Annotated in this window: 12 protein-coding genes and 1 pseudogene; 9 read left to right on the top strand and 4 right to left on the bottom strand. The window is 66.3% G+C overall.

Features of this window, described 5'->3' with window-relative positions:
- Window positions 1–173 precede the first annotated feature (173 nt).
- Window positions 174–1310, bottom strand: coding sequence for a glycosyltransferase (locus tag AC07WJ_RS35440; RefSeq protein ID WP_494939444.1), 1137 nt, complete (start codon window positions 1308–1310; stop codon window positions 174–176).
- 248 nt (window positions 1311–1558) lie between these two features.
- Between AC07WJ_RS35440 and AC07WJ_RS35435 the strand changes: the two genes are divergently transcribed.
- Together AC07WJ_RS35435 and AC07WJ_RS35430 are read left to right on the top strand one after the other, a co-directional pair.
- Window positions 1559–1822: a hypothetical protein gene (locus AC07WJ_RS35435; RefSeq protein WP_494939443.1), complete on the top strand. Its 264-nt coding sequence runs from the start codon at window positions 1559–1561 to the stop codon at window positions 1820–1822.
- Window positions 1823–2062: 240 nt separating this feature from the next.
- Window positions 2063–4015 (top strand): SDR family NAD(P)-dependent oxidoreductase, encoded by a 1953-nt coding sequence (locus AC07WJ_RS35430; RefSeq protein ID WP_494939442.1) that lies wholly within the window; start codon window positions 2063–2065, stop codon window positions 4013–4015.
- A 24-nt stretch (window positions 4016–4039) separates the two neighbouring features.
- Here AC07WJ_RS35430 and AC07WJ_RS35425 read toward each other — a convergent pair whose 3' ends face one another.
- From AC07WJ_RS35425 to AC07WJ_RS35415, 3 genes are all read right to left on the bottom strand, one after another.
- Window positions 4040–5545 carry an HlyD family type I secretion periplasmic adaptor subunit gene (locus AC07WJ_RS35425; RefSeq protein WP_494939441.1) on the bottom strand — a complete coding sequence of 502 codons (1506 nt, stop codon included), beginning with the start codon at window positions 5543–5545 and terminating at the stop codon, window positions 4040–4042.
- Entirely contained in the window at window positions 5542–7263 is a 1722-nt protein-coding gene (locus AC07WJ_RS35420) for a type I secretion system permease/ATPase (protein WP_494939440.1), read from the bottom strand. Before AC07WJ_RS35420 ends, AC07WJ_RS35425 begins: the two co-directional genes overlap by 4 nt.
- 234 nt (window positions 7264–7497) lie before the next feature.
- Window positions 7498–8538, bottom strand: a complete 1041-nt coding sequence (locus AC07WJ_RS35415) for a glycosyltransferase family 4 protein (RefSeq protein WP_494939439.1) — start codon at window positions 8536–8538, stop codon at window positions 7498–7500.
- Window positions 8539–9168: 630 nt separating this feature from the next.
- Here AC07WJ_RS35415 and AC07WJ_RS35410 point away from each other — a divergent pair.
- The 7 genes and pseudogenes from AC07WJ_RS35410 (at window position 9169) to AC07WJ_RS35380 (ending at window position 15463) form a co-directional block, all read left to right on the top strand.
- Window positions 9169–9378: a hypothetical protein gene (locus tag AC07WJ_RS35410; RefSeq protein ID WP_494939438.1), complete on the top strand. Its 210-nt coding sequence runs from the start codon at window positions 9169–9171 to the stop codon at window positions 9376–9378.
- A 376-nt stretch (window positions 9379–9754) separates the two neighbouring features.
- A complete protein-coding gene (locus tag AC07WJ_RS35405; RefSeq protein ID WP_494939437.1) occupies window positions 9755–10561 on the top strand; it encodes an ABC transporter permease in 807 nt (268 codons plus the stop codon).
- A 163-nt stretch (window positions 10562–10724) separates the two neighbouring features.
- Window positions 10725–11303: pseudogene (locus tag AC07WJ_RS35400) on the top strand (ABC transporter ATP-binding protein); the annotation flags it as partial.
- A 381-nt stretch (window positions 11304–11684) separates the two neighbouring features.
- On the top strand, window positions 11685–12251 hold the full coding sequence (locus AC07WJ_RS35395; protein WP_494939436.1) for a dTDP-4-dehydrorhamnose 3,5-epimerase family protein: 567 nt from the start codon (window positions 11685–11687) through the stop codon (window positions 12249–12251).
- A 2-nt stretch (window positions 12252–12253) separates the two neighbouring features.
- Window positions 12254–13183 (top strand): Gfo/Idh/MocA family protein, encoded by a 930-nt coding sequence (locus AC07WJ_RS35390; protein ID WP_494939435.1) that lies wholly within the window; start codon window positions 12254–12256, stop codon window positions 13181–13183.
- Window positions 13180–14118 (top strand): glycosyltransferase family 2 protein, encoded by a 939-nt coding sequence (locus AC07WJ_RS35385; RefSeq protein ID WP_494939434.1) that lies wholly within the window; start codon window positions 13180–13182, stop codon window positions 14116–14118. The genes AC07WJ_RS35390 and AC07WJ_RS35385 overlap by 4 nt, the downstream gene beginning before the upstream one ends.
- A 214-nt stretch (window positions 14119–14332) precedes the next feature.
- Complete coding sequence (locus AC07WJ_RS35380) at window positions 14333–15463, top strand: rhamnan synthesis F family protein (protein WP_494939433.1); 1131 nt, start codon at window positions 14333–14335, stop codon at window positions 15461–15463.
- The last annotated feature ends 8 nt before the right edge of the window (window positions 15464–15471 follow it).

The following is a 15471-nucleotide window of genomic DNA, read 5'->3' as shown; positions in this document are numbered from 1 at the left end:
AGCCGCAATGGCCAGCCCCGCCGCACACCCGAGTCAATCCGCCGCACTTCCTCTCCAGAGATATGTGCATGCCGTAGACGAAGGCGTGGGCGAGGGTTGGCGCGGTGCTGCTGGGCGGGGCGCCCCCCATTTGCCACTCGCCATTCGCCGCCCGCAGCCGCGAGGCGCCTTGCTCAGCGCCTGTCAGCGGCCTTGGCGGCGAGCCGCCGGTAGACCGCGACCACGGTCGCCGAGACGGTTTCGACCGAATAGCCGTCGACGACCCGCGCGCGCGCGTTCAGGCCCATGGCGTCAACGTCGCTCGCGACGAGCCGCACCAGCGCATCCGCCAGCGCGCGGGTATCGTCGGCCGGAACGACGAAGCCTGTCGCTCCGTCGACGACGAATTCGCGGCAGCCCGGCACGTCGGTGACCACGGCCGGCAGCCCGCCGGCGGCCGCCTCGAGCAGCGCCTTCGGCAGCCCTTCGCCGCCGCGCGACGGCAGGATGAAGGCGTGATGCTCGCCGAGGATCCGCGCAACGTCGTCGCGCGCGCCGAGCATGGCGACCCCTTCGGTCGCGGCGAAGCCCGCGAGCTCCGCCGCCGTATAGGCGCGCGGATTGCGCGGATCGCCGGCGCCGACCAAGGTCAAGCTGACGTCCAGGCCCCGGCGGCGGGCCTCCCTCACCGCGGCGACGGCGAGATCGACGCCCTTGGAGCGGATCATCCGCGCCACCAGCGCGAGTTTCAGCGGCGGCCGCGGCAAGGACGGCCGCGGACTGAAGGCCGCGACGTCGACGCCGGCGCCGCCCAGTTGAATGATCCGCCCGTCCCTGCCCGCGCGCGACAGCCCCATGGCCGGTCCGTCCGACGGGTTCTCGGTGAGCCAGACCGTCGCGGGCCCGTCGAGGGCCGTGCGCGCGGCGAAGGCGAGCGCACCCGCGGCGAGCTTCCGGCCGGCGGCCGCCAGAAAGCCGAGGCCGGTGACGCTGACGACGGCGGGAAACTTGCCCTGCAGCGTACGGGCCAGCGCCGCGATGGCCATGCCATGCAGCCCGAAGGCGTGGACAATGGTTGGCCGGGCCGGGTCGATCAGCCCGATCGCCTGGCGCGCCGCAGGCACCAGGTTCTTCGGCGCCAGCCCGGCACGCGCCGCCTTGGCCGCGACCACGCGGATGCCTTCGGCCTCGATCCGGGCGGAAGCCGCGCCACGGGCCGCCAGCAGGACGACCTCGAAACCGGCCGCGCGCGCGGCGCGCGCCCAGGGCAGGAAATGCGAGAGGAAAAACCAGTCCTCGTTGATGATGCACAGAATGCGCGGCGCGCTCATGGCCGCGCCCCGGCATATCCCGGCCGTCCGGCCAGGCGCCCTGTCCCGATCGTTCCACCAAGCCACGCGCCCGCCATGGTTCCTTGCCTTTATCGCCAGCGAGTGAGACAAATCGCCCGCCCGTCGGCACCGGCACGGCGGCGTGGGCGAGGGGCGCCCTGATTTTAAGAAATCCTATGCCAACAATCGCGGAAGAAGTTGAACGTTGCCTTCCCTACTTCGTCCGGCTCTGCGTTAACAGCGTCATCGTGACCGGCGCCGGCCTCGACGAATCGGCCCGCATCGTCGCGCAGGAACTGGCGGACCGGATGCGGCGCGAACCGGGCATGGGCCAGGACCTGCAGGAGCATTTCGCCGGCACGCTGGAGGAACTGATTCGCCTGGTTTCGACGCTCGCGCCCCGGCTGCCGCCGCAGATGCTGACCGAGTTCGCCGAAAAGGCGTCGCAGGCCCAGGTCGCCTCGACGCTGGAGCGGTCATTGATCGGCGCGCTGCGCGCGGCGCAGACCTGAGAAGCGTTGCCGGGCCGAAGCCTGCGGCAAAGCAGTTTATGACATGCTTGCTGTCATAAACCTGACGGCACGTTGATACCACCCCTCGCAAACCTCTGCGCGAACAGCTCCCGGGACGCTTGACCGGCTGCGGAAACGATGGTTTGTCGTAGACCTTGTCCGCTAAGCATGCAGGTTTCGGCATAATGGCGACCTGTTTGCGTGGCGGCCTGTCGTCCCCTGTGCAACGTGAACAGCCCCTTGAAACGAATCCAATTCAAGACCTACTGTGTCGCGCTGCATGATTTCGGCGTCACATTCCTTGCCTTGTTTCTTGCCGTTTCTTTGCGGGGCGAGCCCTATATTTCCGACTTCGGTCGGCGATTCGAGATTCTGGCTGGCCTGGCCTTCGCCGCTTTCGCCCTGCTGATCTATCATTTCTGCTCGCTCTACGCGTCGCGCTGGCGCTTTGCCTCGCTTTTCGACCTGTTCGGCATCTTCAAGGCGGTGTCTATCCTGACGGCGGCGCTGCTGATCGCCGACTATATGATCTCGCCGCGCTATATCGACGTCGGCAAGTTTTTCGGCGGCCGGACACTGGCGATCTATTGGTGCGTGCAGGTCATCCTGCTCGGCGGCCCGCGGGTCGCCTATCGCGCCTTCCGCAACTGGCGGCGGGCCAATGTCCATGGCGCCGACCTGCTCGCCGCGATCGCCATCGGCCGCGCTTCCGACGCCGAGGGCGTGATCAAGCTCGCCGAGGCCGGCCTCGCCGGCCCGATCCGCATTTTCGGCATTGTCACCACCGTGCCGCAGGAAGTGAACCAGGCCGTGCGCGGCGTGCCGGTCTGGGGGCTGATCGACAGCGTCGAGACCATTGTCCGGGACGCCGCCGAGCGCGGCATCACCATCCAGCGCGCGCTGATCGCGCCGGAGGCGCTGAAGGAAGTCCGCCAGATCGAGGACGTGGTCGGCATGTTCCGGCGTCTCGGCATTCCCGCGATCCGGCTCGACATTGCCCATTCGACCGATATGGCGCGGCCGGCCAAGCTGCACGCGGTGATCGATGACGACCTGCTGATCCGGCCGCTGGTCGAGGTCGATGAAGGACCGTTGAAGAACTACGTCCAGGGCAAGCGGGTGCTGGTGACCGGCGGCGGCGGCTCGATCGGCGCGGAACTGGCCCTGCGCAGCGCCGAGATCGGCGCGGCCCGGGTGCTCGTGATCGATCACTCCGAGGCGGCCCTGCACGCCGTCCTGGAACGGGCGGAGCTGACGCTGGAGGACAAGGCCGAAGCGGTCGAAGGGCGCCTGTGCGATATCCGCGACCGGGCGCGCATCGCCGAACTGATCAAGGCCTTCGCCCCGGACGTGGTGTTCCACGCCGCGGCCTTGAAACATGTCCCGCATCTGGAACGCGAGGTGGCGGAGGCCGTGCGCACCAATGTGCTCGGCACCGTCAACACCGCCGATGCCGCCATCGCGGCGAATGTCGGCGTCTTCGTGCTGATCTCGACCGACAAGGCGACCAGGCCGGTCTCGATGCTGGGCGCGACCAAAAGGATCGCGGAGCTCTATACCCAGTCGATCGACGCGGCCCCTGCTTTGGTCGGCGGCCATGTGCCGCGTGCCACGCGGCTGGTCGCCGTGCGCTTCGGCAATGTCATCGGCACGGCCGGTTCGGTGGTGCCGCGCTTCCGCGCGCAGATCGAGGCGGGCGGCCCGGTCACCGTCACCGACCCGGCCATGGTCCGCTATTTCATGACCAAGCGGGAGGCGACCGACCTGCTCTGGACCGCCGCGCGTGTCACCGCCGGCCAGGAGCCGGGAAGCCAGTCCGCGGTGCTCGTGCTCAATATGGGCCAGCCGGTGCGGATCGACGACCTCGCCCGGCGCATGATCCGGCTTGCCGGTTTCGAGCCCGACCGCGGCATGCGCATCGTCTATACCGGCAAGCGGCCGGGCGAGCGCATGGCCGAATTCCTGTTCGAGGACCGCGAACCCCAGTTCGACATCGGCGTGCGCGGCATCGTGGCCGCCGAATCCCAGTCGATCCCGCTGCCGCGGCTGCATGCCATCGTGGCCGAGCTGGCGCGCGCGGCCGAGCAGGGCGACGACGACACGGTGCGTGACCTGGTCGCGGATCTCGTGCCCGAAATCCGCAAGCCGAAAAACATCATCTCGCTCAGTCAGGCGCGCGGCCAGGCGGTTTGAGGCCGCCCGGTCACGCCCCGGCCGTCAGTTTTCGCGGAACGCCCGGTTGAGCTGATCGGCGATCGGTTTCATCAGATAGGCCAGCGCCGTGCGCTCCTTGGTGCGGATGAACACTTCCGCCGGCATGCCCGAGGTCAGCCGATGGCTGCCGAGCTTGGCGAGCTCGCCATCCAGCACCGCGACCCTGGCGGTGAAATAGGCCGCGTTGGTCTGCGGCTCGCGCACCACGTCGGCGGAAACCCGGGTCACCTTGCCCTGCAATTCAGGCGTCGTGCCATGCGGCAGCGCGCTGAAGCGGATGTAGGCCGGCTGCCCGACGGCGACCTTTTCGATGTCCTGCGGCTGGATGCGGATCTCGATGACCAGGACATCGTCGCCCGGCACGACCTGCATGATCTGCTGGCCGGCCGGAATGACGCCGCCGACCGTGTGATAGGCGAGCTGATGCACCAGGCCGCTCTGCGGCGCGCGGATCTCGATGCGCTTCAGCGTGTCTTCGGCCTGGATGCGGCGCTCGACGAACTCGCCGATCTTGCCCTGGATATCGCGCAGCTCCGTCGACACCTCGCGGCGCAGGTCCTGGCCGATCTGCAGGATCTGCAGCTCGTTTTCGGAAATCCGGGCTTCGGCGCGGGCGCGCTCGGCGACGAACTGGCCGACATCGCCGGCCAGGCGCGCCTGCTCTCGCTCCAGCTCGACCAGGCGCGTGCGCGGCACCAGATTGCGCCGGAAGAGATCGCCGACATCGGTGACCTCGCGATCGATCAGCGCGACCTGGCGGCGGCGGGCCGCCTCCTGGGCGCTGATGCCGGCGATCTCGCCGCGGATCTGGCCGATGCGCTCGCGCAGCTGCTTGGCCTGGCCCTCGCGCGCCTCGAGCCGGGCCTGGAACAGGCTCTTCTCGCTGTCGACGGCGCGCGCAACATCGGGGAAACTCATCCAGTTGGCGAGATCCGCCGGCACGGCGAATTCGCGCAGGCCATCGCGCTCAGCCTCCAGGCGGGCCAGCCGCGCCTGCATCTCGTTGAGCTGCTTGACCACCACCTGCAGGCTGGCGCGGGTAACGGTGTCGTCCAGCTTGATCAACAGATCGCCCTCCTTGACGCGCACGCTGTCGCGGACATGGATCTCGCCGATGATCCCGCCGGTGGGATGCTGGACGGTCTTCACATTGGTGTCGGCGACAACGGTGCCGCTGGCCACCACGGCACCGGACAACAGCACGGTGGAGGCCCAGGTGCCGACGCCGCCGACCAGCACCGCCACGATGGCGAGGCCGGCGATGATCAGGCGACGCATGGACGGGTCGGGCGCCGTCTCGGCGCGATCGATCGCTGTGCCGCCCTGCCCGCCATGGGTCGCGGCCCTGGCCTTCACGGCGGCATTGCGCGCCCAGGCCGCGCCGGCGCTGCCGGCCCCGGTGACCCTTTGCACGAGTTCGGTGATGGTCTTGCTCCCGGCCGCGAGGCCGCGCGCGCCCCGGGTGCCGGCGCGGCGGGCCTCGATGAATCGCTGCATGATATCGGTCATGACCTTGCCCCTTTCGGCTGCGGCGCCAGCACCCGTTTCAACACCTCGTCGCGTGATCCGAAGGCGACGAGGCGGCCTTCGCGCATCACCGCGACCACGTCCACCGCGGTGAGCGCGCTCGGCCGGTGGGCAATGACGATGGCGATGCCGCCGCGGTCGCGGACATGGCGAATGGCCTGAGTGACGGCCTCCTCGCCCTCCATGTCGAGATTGGCATTGGGTTCGTCGAGCAACACCAGGAAGGGATTGCCAAATACGGCACGCGCCAGCGCGACACGCTGGCGCTGGCCGCCCGACAAGGCCGTGCCGCCATCGCCGATGCGCGTCTCGTAACCGTCGGGCAGGCCGCGGATCATGCCGTCGGCGCCGGCGACCCTGGCGGCCGCCACGACATCGGCCGGATCGGCCCCCGGCCGGAACCGCGCGATATTCTCGGCAATGGTGCCGTCGAACAGGCCGATGTCCTGGGGCAAATAGCCGATGAAGTCGCCACGCGCCTCGGGCGCCCATTGCGACAGTTCCGAGCCGTCGAGCCGGATCGAACCGCGCAGCGGCGCCCAGATGCCGGCGAGCGTGCGTGCCAGCGTCGACTTGCCCGACGCCGAGGGGCCGATGACCCCCAGCGCCTGGCCGGCGAGCAGCGACAGCGATATGCCCTGGATGATCGGGTTCTGCGCGCCGGGCGCGCCGGTGAACACCTGCTCGAGCGTCAGCATGTTGCGCGGCGCGGCGAGCGGCATGGGCGGCGCGGCCGGCGGCAGGGCCCGCATGGTGTGGCGCAACCGCGCCCAGGCCTGGCGGGCCGCGATGAAGCTCTTCCAATGACCGACCGCCAGTTCGATCGGCGCCAGCGCCCGCCCCATCAAAATGGACGAAGCGATCATCACGCCGGGCGAAGCCTGATCCGAAAGCACGAGGAAGGCGCCGAGCCCCAGAATGCCCGACTGCATGGCCATGCGGAAGGTGCGCGACACCGTGCCGAACAACGCGCCGGCATCGGTCGCGGCCTGGTTGGCCGCGAGATAGCGGCCGTTGATCGCGCCGTAACGGCCGGTGAGCGCGGCCTGCATGCCCATGGCCGCGATGGCCTCGGCATTGCGCCGGGAGGTCTCGGCCATGGCCGAACGCGCCGAAGCCTCACGTGAATAGGCCTGCGACGGCCCCCGAATGGCCCGCTCGGTGAGCAGCGTGATGGAAAACAACACGATGGCGCCGGCGACCACCGCCCAGCCGATCAAAGGATGCAGGAAAAAGCAGAGAATGACGAAAAGCGGCATCCAGGGCAGATCGAAAAAGGCCGTCGGCCCGAGCCCCGACACGAAGGCGCGCACCGTGTCGAGATCCCGGCTCGGCTGCAGCGCATCGGCCCCCGCCCCGCCCTTCAGCGGGATCGCCAGGGTCATCTGGTAGATCCGGTCCGCCAGCCGCCGGTCGACCGACGCGCCGACCCGGGTTAAGAGCCGCTGCCGGATGATGTCGAGCGCCGCCTGGACCAGAAAGATGCCGGCGAGCAGCACGGTGAGCCCGATCAGCGTCTGGACGCTGCGACTGCCGAGCACCCGGTCATAGACCTGCAGCATGTAAAGCGCGCCGGCGAGCATCAGCACGTTGAGCACGCCCGAGAACAACGCGGCCGCCAAAAGCGGCCCGCGACAGGCGCGCAGCGCCCGGACGATGGGATCGGCCGCCGTGGCGGCGGGGCGATGAGGCAATTGCATCCTGACGTCCAAACCTGTGATGTCTCCGGGCTTTGCGGTGCAAAGCATTGCGCTGCCGCGGCGGCGAGGCCGCGCGGCTGTTTCCTGCACTGACATGCACTGACCGCCACGGGCGGGACGTCGCCAACACCGATGGACCGAGCGCCGGTTAACCAGGAACGCTGTCGCGATTGAGGCGGGAATCAGACCGCGCGCCCAAATTCGCACTTACGCACTGTGGAATAACAATTCCGGTCAGCACTGGAAGGCCGCCAGCATCTCGTGCAGGAAGCGGCCGGGCGATCGGGCCTCCGCTTGCTTGGCGAGGCTCTTGCGGAGCAGCGGAAGAAGCAGCGGTTCGTCGATCAGCCTGCTCAATGAGGCAGCGATGGCCTCGCCTGACACCCGCTCGCTTACCAACCCGGTCTCATTATGCTGGACCTGCTCGGCTAGGCCGCCAACGGGCGTGACGACAACCGGAACACCTTGCGCAAAGGCGGCGGCGACGACGCCTGACTGGCTCGCCTCAAGATGCGAGAGGACCACGACATCGTGAGCCTGAAAGATGCTGGCGATCTGGTCATCGGCGACCCAATGATTGATGACTGTGGCGCCGAGGCGCGCCAACCGCCCGCCCTCCTGGCCAAGCGAGCCTTCACCAACCACACTTGCCTCGACCTGATAGCCTTGAGCCACCAAGCGTTCGAGGGCATCGACGAAAAGAGACAATCCCTTGTAGGGCAGGATTCGGCCGAAGAAGAGCGCCCGTAACCGCCCGCTCTCCTTGGCTGGTCCGCCGCCGGCATCGCCGCGATATCCAAGGTCAGGGTGGAATAACGGCACGAGGCGTGATCGTGGAATACCCATCGCGTGTAGATCGTCCGCCACCTTGTCCGACAACGTGAAGACGAGATCCGCACGGTGCGCATCGCGCCACAGCCAGTGGTTCACCAAGCCGGTAGGATCGCCCGGATGCGAACGACCATCATGGACCACGACGGCATAAGGCAGATCAAGCGCCTGTACATGCGGCGCGATGAGTGGCGTCCATACATGCGGCATCAAGACGATCACCGCGTCGGACCGATGGCGTTCGAGGCTCTCGCGCAGTACCCGCCATGCTCGGGGCAAAGCGCCGATTCGGGTGATAGCCCCGAATCCGTATTGAAAGGTGGAAACGGGTACGAGGCGCTCCCCCAGGTCGGCAAATTCCGACACTCCAGAGTTCTGCTTGGACAACGATAGCAGACACTCGATATCCGCCACCTGAGCGGCATCGATCAGATCCCGCGCCATACGCAGAGCCGGCCCTCGACGGCCCCAATAGATGAATGCGGGTCTCCTGATCGGCCCCGTCATAAGGCTCGCCCGTCAGCCATGCCTGGCACGACATTATGCCAGGGCCTCCGCATAGCCCGCGAGGCCAAACAAACGCAACGCATCCGCGCGCTCTTGCTGTCCCTGTCGCGGCGGAGGTCATCGGCCATCTATGATGCCGTCCCAGCCGCCGAAGCACGGCGGATCCTGACACGTATGGGATTCAACCGCGCCTCCAGGCACGCCAGTTGGCCCGACATGGCCGAGATCGCGATCGGCGTCATGCGGCGCCAATGCCTCGACCGCCGCATCGAAAGTCGCACCCAACTCGAAACCGAAGTCCCGGCCAGACAATGCCGCCGAACCGTCTCCGGCACGCGAATCCGATGGATGTGCTCTACAGATCAGGCCCCTCCTTGAAGATGACAAAATCCTATCCAGCCCCCTCGCTCAACGAGTCACAATCATTGTGACGCGACACTAGCAGGCGCCGCCCTGCATCCGCGTGAAGGCGCGGCCCTTCGGTCATCGCGACCATAGTCCCCGGCGGCGCTCGCCGGCGCCCTCGTTGGATTTGCTTTTCCCCTCGCTCCAACAGAGACCCAACCCATGGCTGACCACCCCGTCCCCATCTTATTCGCGCCCAACCGTGACGCACCGCCGCTGGCATGCGACGACGACATCGCCATCGCCCAGGAGTTCGCGGCGGCGAGTTGCGCCAGCACTGCCGTGCCCCTTCGAACTGTTGTCCAGCGCCATTCCGATAACGCCCTCGCGGCCGCCGCACAGAGCCGGGTGGCCGTCTTGGCCGATCGCTGACAGGGTAGTGCCATCTCCGGGGACGCGTCTTCGATTACCGATGGCATCGGCATGACGCTCTCGGCGCGCCATCGCCACAATGCAGCCCAGTATCCATGGCGAACACAGCCTCCAAGATGAGAACCTCATCGTCCGTCGGATGGCGTGACCTTCTTAGCGATTGCCTATGGTATTCCAGTTCGATAACCCGTGCAGGCAAATCGGCGGCCGACGATCATCAACTGCGTGGGACGATGGAGATCTTCCTAAACAGGGAGATTTTACTCTAGCTGCAGCCGTTCGCCGACAAGTCTGGTATTGAGGCAATTGTGTCCCCCGGCTCAAGGTCTACATTGACCGCGGCCAGCCTGACCATGACCGCAAGGGAAGGACGACGTTGATCTCCTCATCCAACGATGACACGAGGCGCGCAATACGCGACATCAAGTCGGGCATCGGCAAGTGGCGAATCTGGTGGCTCCTTGGCACCGGCGATATCCGCTCGCGCTACGCTCGGTCGCGGATCGGCCAGCTCTGGATCACCTTCAGCATGGCGATTTTCATCGTCGCGATCGGTCTCGTTTACGCCCTGCTTTTCAATCAGCCCGTCCGACAGTTCCTTCCCTATATCGCAGTCAACATCGTCGTCTGGACTCTCATTTCCGGCATCATCACTGAGAGCTCTACCATTTTTACACAGTCCGAGAGCTTTCTGCGTCAAGAGCCACTCCCCAAGACCATTTTCGTTATGCGCCTTCTCGTGCGCAACACCATGAATTTTGCGCATAACATCGTCCTGATACCGTTGATTTTTGTGACAATGGGTCACCCACCTTCCTGGACGTGGCTGTTGGCTCCGCTTGGGCTTGGCCTTGTTCTTGTCGCCGGCTTTTTTACCGCTCTGCTGCTCGGCGTGTTCTGCACACGCTTCCGCGACCTGCCGCAAATCGTCCAAAACGTCGTACAGATTGCCTTCTTCATCACTCCCGTGATGTGGCCCGCAAGCAGTTTGCCGGGCCACGCCGCATGGGTCATCGACTACAATCCATTTGCGGCCTTCCTGCACGTCGTGACGGAGCCGTTGCGCGGGGTCACCCCCAACACTTTCACTTACGGGCTCGCCCTCGCTGCAGTCACGCTCCTGGCTTCAATAAGTCTTCCACTCTTCGTGCGCTTCCGCGCCCGCATCGTCTATTGGCTGTAAGGATCGACCAGTGGCCTCGATCAAGCTGCAAAATGCTGGGGTCGATTTTGCGATCTACAACGCGCGAGGCCGTTCGCTGCGCAGCGATCTTCTCCGCCGCGTTGGGGGCAAGGTTGGAAAGAGCGACGGTGATCGCGTCACCATTCAGGCTCTGCGTGGTATCAGCTTGACACTGCAGCCTGGTGACCGTCTCGCTCTCGTTGGCCACAACGGTGCGGGCAAATCGACACTTCTGCGTGTCATGAGTGGCGCCTACGAACCCTCGTCAGGCAGCGCGACAATTGAAGGTAAGACCTCGTCGCTTCTCGATCTCGCCATGGGCATGGATTACGAATTGACCGGCCGGCAGAACATTGTGCTGCGCGGGGTTTTCCTGGGTATGACCTTTGCCGAGGCCAATGCTCTGGTTCCCGAAATCGCCGATTTCTCCGAGCTCGGGGCCTACCTGGACCTTCCGATGCGGACTTATTCGAGCGGTATGGTTCTCCGCCTCGCTTTTGGCGTTTCGACGGCTGTTCAACCAGACATTATCTTGCTCGACGAGATGATCAGCGCGGGCGACGCAAGCTTCGCCGAGAAGGCCAAGCGCCGGCTGGACAAGATGTTGTCGCGGGCTCGCATCCTCGTGCTCGCATCACACAATCCGGACACGTTGCGTCAACACTGCAATCGTGCGGTCCTGCTGCGAGAGGGAACAATTGTCGCGGACGGTCCGCTAGAAGAAATTCTGGCGCGGATCTAGGACGCGAAGGGCATATCGCGTCGCAAGTGGGCGGCAGTCTTCGCGCTCGAACTCCCGATCAGAGCCGTGAAGACCGAAGAGATCCAAGACGCTCACGCCCCATACCTCAGGCCACCCGACGGTACGATCCTATGGCCGGCAACAGCCTGCCCGCTAGCGAACGACTGGTCGCCGCAGACATCCACGCGCCGACGCATGGCGATGCCGTCGAAGACACTGCAGGCCACCTCGCTGCGAGCGCCCCTCGAAAGCGCCGCCAGTATATGAAACCAGAGCGGATAAGCTCGTGTTTCCCGAATACCGGCCAAGAGCCTTGTGTCCCTCCCCTGGACCCCACCCCCACCACCACGCTATGCCTCCGTCCGCAACCGCGAGCCTTCGATGACCATCGACGCCATTCCGACCGCGCGCTCCGTCCTGGCCGAAGAGATCACCATCCCGGCCGGTGTGGCGCTCAGGGCCCTGAAGACCCATGCCGATACCCGCGGCACCTTCACCGAGGTGTTTCGCGAGGAATGGGGGCTGGGAGCGCCGGCGCTGCAGTGGAACATCGTGCAGTCCCGGGCCAATGTCCTGCGCGGCGTGCACGCCCATCGCCTGCATGCCGACTATCTGACCATCGCCGCCGGCGAGATGATCCTCGGCCTCCACGACCTCAGGCCGCGATCACCGACCTACCGGGTCTCGCGGCTCCTGCGCCTGCAGGCCGACGACCTGCATATCGTGGCGATTCCCGTCGGCGTCGCCCATGGCTTCTATTTCGCCGAGCCGGCCACCACGCTCTATGCGGTCAGCCATTATTTCGACGGCAGCGACGAGGTCGGCTGCCGGTGGGATGCGCCGGAGCTCGGTTTCGCCTGGCCTTGTGACGATCCGCTTCTGTCCGAGCGCGACCGCACGGCCGGCTCCTATGCCGAGATGATCTCGGTCCTCGGGCGGGGCGCTTGATCGTGGCGCCGCGCATCGGCCTGATCGGCTGCGGCCGCTGGGGCAGCCTCATCCTGCGTGACCTGCTCGCCTGCGGCGCCACGGTATCCGTCGTCGCGCGCCACGCGGCGACCCGGGCGCGGGCCGTCGCGCTCGGCGCCGGCACGGCAGTATCGGATATCGACGCCCTCGGGCCCATGGACGGCTATGTCGTGGCGACGCCGACGATCACCCATGCCGCGGTCGTCGACCGGCTCCTGGCGACCGGCCGGCCGATCTTCGTCGAGAAACCGATGACCGCCGATCTCGCCAGCGCCAGGCGGCTCGCGGCAACGGCCGGCGAACGATTATTCGTCATGGACAAGTGGCGCTACCACCCGGGCATCGAGGCCATGCGTGCGGAAATTGCCGCCGGCGCGATCGGCGAGGTCCTGGCGATCCGCACCATCCGCTGGGGGTGGGGCAACCCGCATGACGACGTCGGCGCCTTGTGGATCCTCGCGCCCCATGACCTGTCGATCACCCAGCATCTGGTCGGTGCCTTGCCGCCGCTCCGAAGCGTCGCCGTGCTGCACGCGGCCATGCCGGATCTCGGCTTCACCGCCCACCTCGCCGGAGAGCGGGGCCCGAGCCTTTTGATGGATATCGGAACGGCGAGCCCCGGCCACCAGCGCCGGTGCCTCGTCGTCGGCAGCCTGGCGGCGATGGAACTGCGTGACGGCTATGACGACAAGGTCTTCATGCGGCTCGGCCGCCCCGGCCAGCCCGATGCGCCGGAGCGGGCTATCGATGTCGGCCGGGACATGCCCCTGCTGGCCGAAATCCGGACATTCCTCGCTTTCCTCGCCGGCGGGCCCCGGCCCATGAGCTCGGCCGAGGAGGGCCTGCAGGTGGTCGAACGCCTCGCGGAGATCGAAGCCATGCTGGCCGTCCCGCCGGGCAAGGCGCCATGACCGCCCCGGCCTTCACCATTCTGCTGCCGGTGACGCGTCTGCCGGACCTGATGGCTTTCGCCGCCGATTCGGTGCTTGGCCAGACGCGAAGCGATTTCGAGCTTTTCATCATTTGCGACGGCGCACCGGATGCAACCGTCGCTGCGGCCCGGACAATCGCCGCGCGCGATCACCGGATCCAGGTCTTTGCCCACCCCAAGGGCGAGCGGCATGGCGAGGCCTATCGCCATCAAGCGCTGCTGCAGGGCGCAGGCCGCTTCGTCTGCCAGATCGCCGATGACGACCTGTGGCTGCCCAACCACCTCCAGGAGATGCAGCACCTGCTGGCCGATTTCGAATTCGGCCAGTTGCCCTCGATCCTGGCCACGCCGGACGGCCTCCACCGCATTGCCGCCGACGACCTCTCCGACCCGGCCGTCCAACGGCGAATGATGCATGAGACCTTCAACATCTTCGGCCCGACGGCGGCGGGCTACCGCATGGAAACCTACCGCCGCCTTCCCGTCGGCTGGTCGCCCGCGCCGGCCGGCCTCTTCACCGATCTCTTCATGTGGCGGAAATTCCTGGCGCTCCCGGACATCACGGCCGGCACGCGGTTCGGCGCGGCGACGTCGATCCATTTTGCGACGTCGCTGCGTGAGGGCTGGACGCCGGAGCAGCGGCGGAACGAGATCGCCGGCCATGCCCGGATCATCGCCTCGCCCGGCGAACGCGACAAACTGCTACAGGCCGCCTGGCGACAGACCCAGCGAGACCTGCGGCGCCTGGCGGAGGCGCCGCAGGAAACCATCGAAGCCAACGCTACCCGGAACCACCGGCTCGAAGCCCGGCACGCGGCCGTATGCGCGGAGCTGGCCGCGATGCGCATGAGCACATCCTGGCGCCTGACCGCGGGCTTGCGGTCCATTGGTCGGCTGATCGGGCGTCGCCATTGAGTAAAACGCCCTGAATTCGGACCACAAGGAACGGCGAAGCACTGGCCAAACCGCCTCGCGTCCCAGGCTTAGGGTGACTCTCATTTTGTGCAAACTTGCCTCATCTTGCGGAAGACAAGAACATTGAGTTGTCTGTCAATATACCTTCCTTTATGCAAATCCGTCGGATCGGCACGGGTGCTTTCATCTCGGCCAGGATTTTGAGGCGGCTTTGATGCGGCAAGTGCAGGACTATCGCTATCGGCTGCGCCGACGGACACCGCTTTCCCTCCTCAAAGTCCGCTACTCGCGCCTGTTCATTCACCTGGACAATGTCAGGGACATCGTCAGCGGCTCGTGCCGGGATCTGCTGCTGAAGACCTCCCTGACCAGCCTGGCGCCACCCGAGGTTCATCGTATCGGCGCCGTGTTTCCGGACGGCACGCAACCGCGCCGGCTTTGCCTCTACGCATCCTATTCGCGCAATTCCCATGTCTCGGACATGGTGGTGGAACAACTGCGCGCCTATCGGCAGGCGGGATTTTCGATCGTCTTCGTGTCGATGTCGGCCTCGCTCGCCAGCGACGACCTCACCCGGCTCGGCGCGCTTTGCGCCGTCGTCATCCGGCGCGCCAATCACGGGCTCGATTTCGGCGCCTGGGCCGATGCGCTGCGTCTGCTGGGCGAGGAGGCGCGTGTTCTCGACAGCCTGCTCCTGACCAATGATTCCAATATCGGCCCGATTTCGCCGCTTCAGCCCTGGATCGACAAATGCCTCCAGCGCGAGGGCGTCTTCGGCCTGACCGAAAGCCTGCAGGGCGGCGCCCATTTGCAGTCCTATTTCGTGCTCGGCCACGGCCGCCGGGCGACCTTGGACATGGCCGCCTTCCTGCGTGACCTGCGCCTCTCCTTCAGCAAATGGATCATCATCCAGCGTGGCGAGATCGCCTTGACCACGGCCATGCGCAAGCAGCATTTCGTCGCCGCCGTCATCGATCACGAGACGCTCGAGAATGCGCTCCTGGACAATGCCGGCGCGCAACTGGAGCTCTCCGTCGTCTATCCTCAGTTGTTCCGGGACATCGCGGCCAGGCGGCCGCCGGCCGACGAGGCGCGGGAGCTGCCGGAGGCGCGGCGCCTGCGCGAGCGCTACAGGTTGCGAAAGCAGTTGTTCAGCTTTCCCCTGAACCCAAGCCAGCAACTGGCCTCGGTTCTGGTCAAGACCTTCAAATTTCCCTTCATCAAGACCGAATTGATCATCCGCAATCCGGCGCGCATGCCCTTCGCGCCGGACTGGCGCTATTGCATCGACGACGACAGCCCCTGCTCGGTCGAGATGATCGAGCGCCATATCGCCGCGCGGTAGCCGCCGCC

It is taken from the genome of Phreatobacter sp. GW821-FHT04C01, assembly GCF_059420385.1.
Note: the sequence above shows the minus strand (reverse complement) of the source record. Positions and strands in the feature narration are given on the sequence as shown.